Annotated in this window: 15 protein-coding genes (2 of these 15 cut by a window edge); 4 read left to right on the top strand and 11 right to left on the bottom strand. The window is 67.8% G+C overall.

Going from position 1 to position 10,000, the window contains the following annotated elements:
- The 3 genes from E5F05_RS07510 to E5F05_RS07500 form a co-directional block, all read right to left on the bottom strand.
- Window positions 1-217, bottom strand: the start of a protein-coding gene (locus tag E5F05_RS07510; protein WP_129118019.1) for a PrsW family intramembrane metalloprotease. 428 nt of this gene lie to the left of the window's left edge; 217 of the gene's 645 nt are visible here — the first part of the coding sequence; its start codon is at window positions 215-217; its stop codon lies off the left edge, out of view.
- A gap of 9 nt (window positions 218-226) precedes the next feature.
- Window positions 227-724 carry a crossover junction endodeoxyribonuclease RuvC gene (gene ruvC, locus E5F05_RS07505; protein ID WP_129118018.1) on the bottom strand — a complete coding sequence of 166 codons (498 nt, stop codon included), beginning with the start codon at window positions 722-724 and terminating at the stop codon, window positions 227-229.
- Window positions 725-806: 82 nt separating this feature from the next.
- Window positions 807-1,229 (bottom strand): HesB/IscA family protein, encoded by a 423-nt coding sequence (locus tag E5F05_RS07500; RefSeq protein ID WP_129118017.1) that lies wholly within the window; start codon window positions 1,227-1,229, stop codon window positions 807-809.
- 136 nt (window positions 1,230-1,365) lie between these two features.
- Between E5F05_RS07500 and E5F05_RS07495 the strand changes: the two genes are divergently transcribed.
- The gene (locus tag E5F05_RS07495; RefSeq protein WP_129118016.1) at window positions 1,366-1,614 is read left to right on the top strand and encodes a DdrH; all 249 of its coding nucleotides are present in this window, start codon (window positions 1,366-1,368) and stop codon (window positions 1,612-1,614) included.
- 81 nt (window positions 1,615-1,695) lie between these two features.
- Complete coding sequence (locus E5F05_RS07490; protein ID WP_129118015.1) at window positions 1,696-2,628, top strand: type I phosphomannose isomerase catalytic subunit; 933 nt, start codon at window positions 1,696-1,698, stop codon at window positions 2,626-2,628.
- A gap of 6 nt (window positions 2,629-2,634) precedes the next feature.
- On the opposite strand, the gene E5F05_RS07485 is transcribed toward E5F05_RS07490, so the two are convergent.
- The 7 genes from E5F05_RS07485 to E5F05_RS07455 form a co-directional block, all read right to left on the bottom strand.
- Window positions 2,635-2,832, bottom strand: coding sequence for a hypothetical protein (locus E5F05_RS07485; protein WP_129118014.1), 198 nt, complete (start codon window positions 2,830-2,832; stop codon window positions 2,635-2,637).
- Window positions 2,833-2,905: 73 nt separating this feature from the next.
- On the bottom strand, window positions 2,906-4,219 hold the full coding sequence (locus E5F05_RS07480) for a cytochrome b (RefSeq protein WP_129118013.1): 1,314 nt from the start codon (window positions 4,217-4,219) through the stop codon (window positions 2,906-2,908).
- Window positions 4,216-4,878 carry a QcrA and Rieske domain-containing protein gene (locus tag E5F05_RS07475; RefSeq protein WP_129118012.1) on the bottom strand — a complete coding sequence of 221 codons (663 nt, stop codon included), beginning with the start codon at window positions 4,876-4,878 and terminating at the stop codon, window positions 4,216-4,218. The genes E5F05_RS07480 and E5F05_RS07475 overlap by 4 nt, the downstream gene beginning before the upstream one ends.
- 32 nt (window positions 4,879-4,910) lie before the next feature.
- The gene (locus E5F05_RS07470; RefSeq protein ID WP_129118011.1) at window positions 4,911-5,768 is read right to left on the bottom strand and encodes a c-type cytochrome; all 858 of its coding nucleotides are present in this window, start codon (window positions 5,766-5,768) and stop codon (window positions 4,911-4,913) included.
- 161 nt (window positions 5,769-5,929) lie between these two features.
- The gene (locus E5F05_RS07465) at window positions 5,930-6,781 is read right to left on the bottom strand and encodes a serine hydrolase (protein ID WP_241687080.1); all 852 of its coding nucleotides are present in this window, start codon (window positions 6,779-6,781) and stop codon (window positions 5,930-5,932) included.
- Window positions 6,778-7,026 (bottom strand): hypothetical protein, encoded by a 249-nt coding sequence (locus E5F05_RS07460; protein ID WP_129118010.1) that lies wholly within the window; start codon window positions 7,024-7,026, stop codon window positions 6,778-6,780. Before E5F05_RS07460 ends, E5F05_RS07465 begins: the two co-directional genes overlap by 4 nt.
- 48 nt (window positions 7,027-7,074) lie before the next feature.
- Window positions 7,075-7,719: a response regulator transcription factor gene (locus tag E5F05_RS07455; protein ID WP_129118009.1), complete on the bottom strand. Its 645-nt coding sequence runs from the start codon at window positions 7,717-7,719 to the stop codon at window positions 7,075-7,077.
- A 109-nt stretch (window positions 7,720-7,828) separates the two neighbouring features.
- Between E5F05_RS07455 and E5F05_RS07450 the strand changes: the two genes are divergently transcribed.
- Complete coding sequence (locus tag E5F05_RS07450) at window positions 7,829-8,317, top strand: hypothetical protein (RefSeq protein WP_129118008.1); 489 nt, start codon at window positions 7,829-7,831, stop codon at window positions 8,315-8,317.
- Window positions 8,318-8,469: 152 nt separating this feature from the next.
- Here E5F05_RS07450 and E5F05_RS07445 read toward each other — a convergent pair whose 3' ends face one another.
- Window positions 8,470-9,378, bottom strand: coding sequence for a DMT family transporter (locus E5F05_RS07445; protein ID WP_129118007.1), 909 nt, complete (start codon window positions 9,376-9,378; stop codon window positions 8,470-8,472).
- An 88-nt stretch (window positions 9,379-9,466) separates the two neighbouring features.
- Between E5F05_RS07445 and E5F05_RS07440 the strand changes: the two genes are divergently transcribed.
- Window positions 9,467-10,000: the start of a vWA domain-containing protein gene (locus tag E5F05_RS07440; protein ID WP_129118006.1), read on the top strand. Its footprint extends 681 nt past the window's final position; the window shows 534 of its 1,215 coding nt (coding positions 1-534); it begins with the start codon at window positions 9,467-9,469; its stop codon lies off the right edge, out of view.

Raw genomic sequence — 10,000 nt, 5'->3', positions numbered from 1 at the left:
TGCTCTCCTCGACGACCGCGGTCAGCAGCATCACCAGCAGGGGGAAAGGCAGGCGGTCAAAGCTGCCCTCGAAGGCGGCGGACACCGCCCAGGCCACCAGTCCCCACCCGAAGGTGCGCGCGAGCAGCCAGGCCGGTTCGGGGTGACGGTCGCGCCGCACGAAGAACCACAGCCACCCGAACGTGAGAACGACCGACGACACCAGGGCCAGCGGCACGGGACAGGCTCAGGTGCGGGCGAGGCGGGCCGCCGTCAGCATCGGCTGATGGGCCAGGTGGGTCAGCGCCAGGGCGAGCGCGTCGGCGGCGTGGTTGTTGAAGAGTTCGCGGATGCCCAGCGTGGCCTTCACCATGTAGATGACCTGTTCCTTCTCGGCACGGCCGGTGCCCACCAGCGAACGCTTGACCTGCATCGGGCCGTAAGCGTGGATCGGCACCCCTGCCTGGGCGCAGGCGAGCTGCACCACCCCGAACGCCTGCCCGACCTTGAAGGCCACGTCCGCCTGACGCCGCAGAATCTGGTCCTCGATGGCCACCGCGTCCGGCCGGTACTCGCCAAGCAGCCGCGTGACTTCCGCGTGGATGTACTGCAGGCGGCGCGGCATCACCCAGGCGCTCTCGGTGGTCAGGCAGACGTGGTACAGGTGCCGGGCCTTCCGCACGTCCCCCTCCACCAGCCCCAGGCCGAGGTTCGCCAGTCCGGGGTCCACGCCGAGCACGATCATGAATGCAGCATAGAGCAGAGAGCCGGGGGGCAGAAGAAAACCACCCGGCGAACTGTACCGGGTGGCCGAGAGGAGAAGAAGTTCAGTGACTGCCGCAGCCGCCGCTGCCCTGCCCGTCCGGAGACTGGGCACCGTCCGTGCGGAAGGAGTGGCCGCAGCCGCAGGAGCTGGTGGCATTGGGGTTATGCACCGTGAAGCCGCCGCCCATCATGTTCTCGACGAAGTCCACCTCGCTGCCGCGCAGCAGCGGGAAACTCATGCGGTCGACCAGCAGCTTCACGCCCCGGTCCACCACGATGGTGTCGCCTTCGAGTTCGCGGTCGTCAATCGCCATGCCGTACTGGTAGCCGCTGCATCCGCCACTCTTGATAAAGACGCGCACGCCCGCGTTTTCCTTGCCGCTCTGGGCCAGGATCGCCAGGGCCTTCTGCGCGCCGAATTCACTGATGCGGAGGTCCTGGGTGGGCAGGTCACCACTGGTTTCCGGGTTGAGGGTCGCCGTCATGCGTGAAGCGTAACACCATTGGGGAAAGAAAAAAGTGCCCGGCCAGCAAAGTGCCGTCCGTTATGCCGCCGATCCCCGCATCCGGGTCGCCACTTCGGCTTACATTCCTTGAGTGCGTCAATGTTAAGATTGGAGCATGACCAATCCCTACGCCGAGTGGTTCGAGCAGCTCCGCGCGGAGTATGGCGAGCAGCTCAAGGCCATGCCACTTCCTGAAGGCCTTCCCGAACACCTGCATGCCCTGATCCAGACGCACGACGAGGAAGCCATCCAGTTCATGATCAAGCTCGCGTGGCAGTTCGGCGCGCAGGTGGGCTACGCCGCCGGGGCCAGGCAGGGCGAGGCGGGGACCTCCCCGTTCCGTCCCGGCCGCGTTCAGGCCTGACCCTCCCCAAACCCTTCAAGGCCCCAGACGCTTCAAGGCATGTCCCCCTCACGCCGGACCCGGATTCGGCATGATGGGGACATGGTTCTGACTGCACCCCTTCTGCTCCAGCCCCGGTTCTCAGAGCGTGTCTGGGGCGGCACACGCCTGCGCCCCGGTGCGTCCTCGCCGGTCGGGGAAGTCTGGGCCGTCTACGAGGAAAACCCGGTGCAGGGCGGCCCGTATGCCGGACGCACCCTGGCGGACCTGAGCGAGGCGTATCCGCGCGAGTTGCTCGGGAGCCGCGCCCAGGGCCGCCGTTTCCCGCTGCTGATCAAGCTCCTCGACTGTGCCCAGTGGCTGAGCGTGCAGGTTCATCCGGACGATGCCCAGGCCCGCGCGCTGGCCGGTAAGGGGCAGCTCGGCAAGACGGAAGCGTGGTACCTGCTGGACGCGGCCCCCGGCGCGGAACTGATCGCGGGCGTGCGCCCCGGCACTCTGCCAGACACCCTGCGGGAAGCGATCCTGTCCGGCCGGGTGATGGACCATGCCCAGCGCCACCGCGTGCAGGCCGGGGACACCGTCATGATGCCCGCCGGGACACTGCACGCGCTCGGGCCGGGACTGCTGCTGTACGAGGTGCAGCAGACCAGCGACCTCACCTACCGGGTGTACGACTGGGACCGCCCAGCCAGCGCGGGCCGGGCGCTGCACCTGCACGAAAGCGCCGAGGTGACCACCACCGCCCAGGCCGCCCCTGTGTCCACGGCCCCGGGGCAACCCGGCGACGTGTCGGAACTGACCCGCTGCCCGTACTTCGTGCTGGAGCGGTTGACGGGCGGCGACACGGCGCTGCACGGGGACACGCGCGGCGAGAGTTTCCATGCCCTGACCGTGACGGTGGGAGAAGCCCGGCTCACCGCTGGAGGGGAAACCCTGCACCTGAAGGCGCTGGAGTCGGCGGTCCTTCCCGCCGCTGCCGGAGCGTACAGGCTGGAGGGAACCTTCGACCTGCTGCGGGCGCGTCTGCCCTGACCCGGCTCAGTGGCCCGCCGGGCGAGGGGCCGCCCAGCAGCCGACCTCGGCTTCACCGGGGACCAGGCCGAGGGCGGCCAGCTCTGTCAGGACCGCCCCCGCAAAAGCACGCAGCGTCTCCGGATCGGCTTCCTCCAGGGTCAGGGCATCCAGACCGAGGGACCGGGCCTGCCGGGCCAGATACAGCGCGAGGTCATCATTCACTGCCCCAGCATAGAAAAAACCCCGGTGACGGACCGGGGTCTTGTGGAGGGAAGCGTCTTCTGGAAAAAGGCGTTCAGTCGTCGGCGTGGGAGAAGGCCGCGCGGTCGCGCTCGTCACTCTCGCGCAGGGCACGGATGCCGCGCACGATCCCCAGGGTGGCGAAGTAGGCCAGGGCGGGCACCAGGAAGGTGGCGATCCAGAGGATGGTGTTGGCGTTCGCAGTGGTCAGGATGTTCGCGCTGATCAGTTCCGGCTTATACCCCGCCACCGACCACACGATCAGGAGGGCCAGGAAGGCGATGCCCGCCGCCAGGCGCACCGGGTGGTTGGTGGGGTTTTCCGCGTAGTACATGTTCTCGCGGCTGCGGTCGAGCATCGGCACCGCGAACAGCGCCAGGACGATGATCGTGGGCAGGATCATGGCGCCCGTGAACTCGGACCCGATCACACCCCCCAGGAAGTTGAACTCGAAGCTGGGGATGATCGCCAGCGCGCCGAACACCCACAGCAGGTACCAGTCGGGCTTGATGTTGTTGATCGGCGTGGTGCTGGGCGGCCCGAAGAACTCGACCGGGTGGACCGGGATAAAGGCGCTGAACAGCACGATGATCGCCGCGAACAGGAGCGCCAGCAGCAGCATGATCGGCGTCTGCTGGGTCAGCAGCGGCACACCGACGATCTTCTTGTAGGCGATGCGCTTGGCGTACTGCGGCTGCGTGTGCTTCTGCTTGATCATGATCAGCAGGTGCGCGCCGGTCAGGGCAATCAGGATGGCGGGCAGCAGCATGATGTGGTAGCCGTAGACACGCGGGATGATGCCTTCACCGGGGAAGCGGCCCGCGAAGGCGGCCTGCGAAACCCATTCGCCCACCCAGGGAATCGAGGCGACGATCCCGTAGATCACCTTGAGGGTGTTGTAGGCGTAGTTGTCGTAGGGCAGCGCGTAGCCGGTCACCGCCGTGAACACCGCGAAGATCAGCAGCAGCAGCCCGATCCACCAGTTGATCTCGCGCGGCTTCTTGAAGGCCCCCGTGAAGTAGATCCGCATCATGTGGACCACGGCCGCCGCGATCATGATGTTGGCGGTCCAGTGGTGGATGCGGCGCAGCATGTCCCCGAAGGGCATGGCGTTGATCTTCAGGGCCGAGTGGTAGGCCGCCGGGATCAGGTTCGGCTTGTCGGCCGTGCCCGGATCGAAGGAGTTGACGATCATGCTGTTGCTCGGCTCGTAGGCGAGGGCGAGCAGGATGCCCGTCAGGATCAGGATGATCAGGCTGAACAGCGTGATCTCCCCCAGGAAGAAGCTGTGGTGAACGGGGAAGGCCTTGCGCAGGAACTTGTCGTTCAGGCGCGAGAGGTGCAGACGCTCATCTAACCACTGGTTCATGTCAGTTGCTCCTCCACGGTCTTCTTGAACGCTTCCCATTCCGATTCATGGATGTAGGGGTAGGGCATCGTCAGGAAGAAGTCCGTCACCACGATGTTCTCCCCCTGGGCCGCGATGGGGAGCTGCGCCAGCTTGCGGGGGGGCGGCCCGCCGATCACGATGCAGCCGTGCGTGGGGTCGTACTGCCCGGAGTGGCAGGGACACTTCATGCCGGGGCCCTGATCATTGTCCCCGACCGAGCAGCCCGCGTGGGTGCAGATATCGCTGTACGCCACGGTCTGGCCCTCAATGGTGGCCTGGATGTTGGTGGGCGGGACGAGCTGCCCCTGGGGGAAGCGGTACACCACCAGCAGGTTGTTGGGGTCGCCCTTGCGGATGACGCTCTGGCCCTGCTTGTCCTTGCCCATCGGCCAGGCGCGCACCAGCTTGGTGCTCAGCTCGCTGATCCTGACCGGCTGGCCCTCGGTATCGCCCCCGGCATGCACCAGGATGTCTCCCTTGAGGGGCGGCATCTTGTCGGGGGTGAGGATGAACACCGGGTTGGCAGTGCCGAGCGTGCTGAGCAGGCTCACCCCACCCACGGCGGCGGTCGTGCCCACCGCCACGTTGATGAACTTGCGGCGCGTGATCTCGGGGTCTTGTCTCTTGTAACGGGTCATCGTTCAGTGTCTCCCTTGTGTCGCGGCAGGCATTACCAGGGGAATTCGCCGCTGGCGTCCTCGACGAGCACCTCGTCGTCCATGAAGAACTTCTTGTACAGGCCGGTGGCGATGGCGATGGTGAAGAGGATCATCGCGGCGTAGAAGCCCTCGGTCGTCACGCTGGGCAGTTCCTTGTTGCCCCAGGCGGCGTAGTCGGCCACCATCTGCCGCACGAACAGTGCGCTGAAGAGCAGGCCCAGGAGCAGCGTGACCACCATCGCGGTCATGGCGAGCGGCGTGGAACGCGCCTTGTGGATGCCGGGGTGCAGTTCGGTGCCTTCCGCCCACACGCTGTACAGGCCGATCAACCCGTAGGTGAGCAGCACCATCACGAAGGTCGCCAGGAAGATCTCGGGGAGCTTGATGTCCTCGGGGACGAAGCGCGAGCGGTTTTTCAAGACGGCCGGGTCCACCTTGGTCTGCCCGGCGGCGACGGTGGCGGGTGTCAGCGGCTCGGGAATGCTGTTGCCCCAGGAGTGCAGCACGTAGTTCGCTACCGCGTAGATCTGCTCCTCGGAGAGCTTGTCGCCAAAAGCGGGCATCCCGCCCTTGCCCTTGGTGACGATGGTGTGAACGTAGACCGGGTCCTTGAGAATCTTCTCGTCGCCCGCGAGCTTGGGACCGGCGCCGCCCTGGCCCTGCGCGCCGTGACAGCCTATGCACCCGGCCGAGGTAAAGACCTGATGGCCGAGCGTCGGCCACTGCTGGTTGATGCTGGCGACCACGGCGGGGTCCACCACCACGGGTTCGGGGGCCGTTTCCTTGTTGAACAGGAACAGCAGGATAATCCACATAATGGCCGCACACACGATGGCGACCCAGGGCATGACAGCGTCGTTTCTCTCCACGTTCCTTCTCCTCGCGCTTGAAGTGGCTGCTGGCCTTCCCTGAGAACTCTTAAGGCAGCCGGATGGCGCCCAGCATAGCACGCACCCCAGCCGTGCTCCGCCGTGCTGTACGGCGAAAAACGCCGGACTTCTGCCCGCTCAGCGTAGTCCTGACCGCGCGGTTAAATGTCCCCGGGCGCGGCACCTGCCACCGTCCCGCCCAGCGCCGCCAGCAGGGGCCACAGGGCCGCGGCCAGCACCGTCACGTCACGGTTGCCGGGATGCTCGCGCGGGTCGAGGCCGCCTTCCGACAGCACGGCAGCCACCAGCGGGCGCGGCGTGAACAGGACGCCCACATCGTGGTGAATGCCCAGCAGCTCCCCGCTCTTGCTCGCCACGCGGTAGAGCAGTTCGCCGTCCACACCGCGCGGCACATGCCGTCCCAGGAGGTCCCTGAGCTGCTGCCGCCCCAGGATCGAGAGGGCCAGGGCCGTGTGCGCCTGATCGAGCACCTCTCCCCGGACCAGCGCCCCCAGCAGGGCCACCTGATCGCGGGCGGACGTGCGGTTGCGTTCGCCCCGGCGCTGCGCCTCGTTCTGGCGCTCGGGGGGCAGTTGCAGGGGGCCGATCAGCCGGGTGCCGATCATGCCCCGCTCCCCCAGCCAGGCGTTCACGCGCTCCATGCCCAGCCGTTCGATCACCAGATTGGTGGCGGTGTTGTCGCTGACCACGATCATCAGGGTGAGCAGGTCCTCCCAGGTCGGGGTCAGGCCCGGCCCCAGTTCGTGCAACACGCCCGCGCCCGGCACCCGGTCCTCCGCCCGCACCGTCACCCGCTCCCGCAGGTCCAGGCGCCCCGCCTGCGCCTCCCCCAGCGCCAGCAGCAGCAGGGGCACCTTGATGGTGCTGGCCGCCGGGAAGAGGCGGGCGGGATGGAGTGCGTACAGTTCGCGTCCCGCGAGGTCCGTGATCAGCACGCCCACCTCACCCACGTACCCACGCGAGCGCAGGTCGGCGGCCAGGTCGAACCTCACTCGGGCAGGTCCAGGCCCGCCAGGACCGCGAAGGGGTGGGCCGACCCGGCGGGGCGCAGCGTACAGAAGGGCGGCCCGCCCTCCGGCTCGACCCGGTGCGGGCAGACGGGGCACTCGGGGAAGGCCTGCTCGGTGTAGGCGAGGTCCGCTTCAAGGGAGACGACCGGCCACTCCCGGCCGCACCCCGCCCGGAAGGTCACGGGTGAGGCAGCGGGGGCAGGCTTGGCGGGGCGGGGTCGGGGCATGGAGAGCAGTTGTCTTTTCTACAAGCGACAGGCCACAAGCCACACGCCTTATTCCAGATTGGCGATGCCCTCGCGGATCGCGTAGAGCGCCGCCTGGGTGCGGTTGTTCAGTTGCAGCTTGGTAAAGATCTCGGAGAGGCGGTTGCGGACGGTCTTCTCGCTGATGTCGAGCCGCAGCGCGATGTCCTGATTGGAAAAGCCCTGGGCGAGCAGCTTGAGGATCATCGTTTCACGCTCGTTCAGGTCGGCGTGCTTCTCGCTGGGCAGTTCCTCGCGCTTGTCGCGGAAGTCGTCGAGGACGTTCTGGGCCATATCGGCGTCGAGCAGCGCCTCGCCCCCCGCCACCCGCCGGATCGCGTCGAGCAGGGTGCCAGCGTCGGCGTCCTTCAGGACGTAGCCGCGCGCCCCGGCCTTGACCGCCTCGAACACGTAGCGGTCCTGGCGGTACATGGTGATCATGATGACGCGGGCTTTGGGATCGATCTCCAGAATGCTCTGGGTGGCCTTGACGCCGTCGAGGTCGGGCATCTGGATGTCCATCAGGATCACGTCGGGATGGGTGTCGGCCGCGTAGCGGATCGCCTCACGCCCGTTGGCGGCCTCACCGATCACGCGCATACCCTCGGACTCCAGCAGGCTCCGCAGCCCCTGCCGGAACAGGGCATGGTCATCGACCAGGAGAACGCGAATCATGCCCCCAGTCTAGTCGGATATGGGCCAAAGACGGCGGCGCCTCCCACCATCCTTCCCCAAGCGCCGCCTCCATGAGTTTTGTAAGAGCTTGCCAGGTAGACTGTCCGCCGTGATTACCTGGTTCGACGCGCTTCTCGTGACCGCCTGGGCCGTCGTGACGGCGCTCGGCGCGCGGCGCGGCCTGGCAGGACTGGCGTGGGGCCTGGGCGGCGTGGCCGCGTGTTTCCTGGCAAACCTGCTGGGCCGGGACGCCATCGCCGCGACCGCCCTCGCGCTCCTGCTGGGGGCCGCGCTCGCCTTCGTCATCCGGCGGCAACTGCGCGGCGCCCCTGACCGTCTCTGGCACCCGGTCGCCGGGGCGCTGGGCGGCTTCACGCTGGGGGGCGTGCTGGTGGTGGCCCTGACCCTGGGCTTTCCCATCGGCCTGCGGATCGGACCGGAGGGCCGCACCGGCGTCTACCCGTCCACCAGCCTGCCGCCGGTCCTGTATACGGCCGTGCAGGGCTCGGTCCTGAAAGGCAGTCTGATGAACCTGTGGCAGGCCAGCCCGGCCCTGCAACTCCTGATCCTGCCGGACCAGGCACACCCGCGGCGCTGACTCTCTGTCGGCGGCCCAAGCTTCCCCGGCTTCGCCTTCATCCCTGGACTTCGCAGCTTTCCAACTCTGAGGGGTGGGAACCACGCCTTGCACCACCCCACCAAGGCAACAAGTCCGCCTGCTGCAACCCGCCGCTCAGGGCGGAAGGCAGCTCAGCCCTCGACCTGCGGCGTGGGGGTTTCGGAATGGGGTTCGCCCCCCGCGCGCTGGCTCAGCACCGTCGCGCCCACCACCAGCAGGCCGCCCAGTGTTCCCCGCAGTCCCACCCGCTCCCCGATCAGCAGGAAGCTGAAGAGTGCCGCCGTCACCGGTTCCAGCGCGTAGATCAGGCTGGCCTCGGCGGCGCTGACCGAGCGTTGCCCGACCGTCTGGAGCAGGGTGGTGAGGGCGGTGGCGGCAATCCCCAGGTACAGCAGCGGTCCCCAGGCCGCAGCGGGCGGCCAGAGCTGCGCCGGGGCGGCCAGCCCGGCCCAGACCCAGGCGAGCAGGGTGACGGCGGCGAGTTGCGCGAACGTGAAGCGCAGGGCCTCGTGCCGGGTGGCGGTGCGTTCCAGCGCGACGATGAACCCGGCGTAGGTCACCGCGCACGCCAGCGCCCAGGCGTCCCCCACCACCAGCGCCCCGCCCTCCCACGAGAGCAGCGCGAGGCCCGCCACCGCCAGCGGCAGGGCCAGCCACAGCGCGAGCGGCAGCGGGCGGCGCTGGGCGAAAGTCAGCCAGACGGGCACCAGCACCACGCTGAGCGCCGTGAAAAAGGCCGCGCGGTTCGCCCCAGTGGTCTGAAGGGCGATGGTCTGCGTGCCGTACCCGGCGATCAGCCACGCGCCCAGGATCAGGCCGTCGCGCCAGAGGGGGCGGGGTGGCTGCGGGGCCGGGACCTGCGCGGTGCGCCGCGTGAGGGCCAGCACGGGCAGCAGCGCGGCACTCGCAATCAGGAACCGCCACGCGATCAGCACGCTGGGCGGCAGCAGTTCGCCCAGTTCCTTCACGACGGCGAAGGTGCTGCCCCACAGGGCCGTCACCAGAACGAGAAGCAGGAGGCCGCGCGCGTGAGAGGACACACGCGCGATTCTACGGGGCGCGGAAACATCCGAGGTCACAAATGTCTGCTTGGCCGCGCGCCATGCTGAACGGAACGGAGGTCCAGTCATGGCGCGTGTCACGCGGTACAGCAAGTTCGAGGGCGAACTCGACCAGCTCGATTCCAGCGAGCTGATGCAGATGATTCAGGAAGCCCTGCTGGGCAAGGGCATGAACGATCCCTACGACCCCGACCCGGACGCGCGGCCCAGCATGAACGACCTGTTCGACGCGATTCTGGAAGCCCTCGCCGAACGGGGCATGCTCCCCGAGGACATGCTGATGGAGGCCATGCAGGCGGACGACGTGCGCGAAACCCGCCTGGGCCAGCAGATCGAGCGCCTGATGGACAAGCTCCAGCAGGACGGCTTCATCCGCAAGGAATTCGACGATCAGGAAGAGGGGCAGGGCGGCCAGGGCCAGAGCGGCGAGGCCAAGTTCCAGCTCACCGACAAGAGCATCGACTTCCTGGGCTACAAGAGCCTGCGCGACCTGATGGGCGGTCTGGGGAGGAGCAGCGCGGGCGCCCACGACACCCGCGAGTACGCCTCGGGTGTCGAGATGACCGGCGAGCTGAAAAACTACGAGTTCGGGGACACCCTG

Source organism: Deinococcus metallilatus (assembly GCF_004758605.1).
GTDB classification, from domain to species: Bacteria; Deinococcota; Deinococci; order Deinococcales; family Deinococcaceae; genus Deinococcus; species Deinococcus metallilatus.
The sequence above is the reverse complement of the archived record's forward strand: the minus strand, read 5'-3'. Positions and strand labels throughout refer to the sequence as shown.

Coding starts and splice junctions, on each gene's coding strand:
- ruvC (WP_129118018.1), bottom strand. CDS start 724: ATGATCGTGCTCGGCGTGGACCCCGGACTGGCGAACCTCGGCCTGGGG.
- E5F05_RS07500 (WP_129118017.1), bottom strand. CDS start 1,229: ATGACGGCGACCCTCAACCCGGAAACCAGTGGTGACCTGCCCACCCAG.
- E5F05_RS07495 (WP_129118016.1), top strand. CDS start 1,366: ATGACCAATCCCTACGCCGAGTGGTTCGAGCAGCTCCGCGCGGAGTAT.
- E5F05_RS07490 (WP_129118015.1), top strand. CDS start 1,696: ATGGTTCTGACTGCACCCCTTCTGCTCCAGCCCCGGTTCTCAGAGCGT.
- E5F05_RS07480 (WP_129118013.1), bottom strand. CDS start 4,219: ATGAACCAGTGGTTAGATGAGCGTCTGCACCTCTCGCGCCTGAACGAC.
- E5F05_RS07475 (WP_129118012.1), bottom strand. CDS start 4,878: ATGACCCGTTACAAGAGACAAGACCCCGAGATCACGCGCCGCAAGTTC.
- E5F05_RS07460 (WP_129118010.1), bottom strand. CDS start 7,026: ATGCCCCGACCCCGCCCCGCCAAGCCTGCCCCCGCTGCCTCACCCGTG.
- E5F05_RS07455 (WP_129118009.1), bottom strand. CDS start 7,719: ATGATTCGCGTTCTCCTGGTCGATGACCATGCCCTGTTCCGGCAGGGG.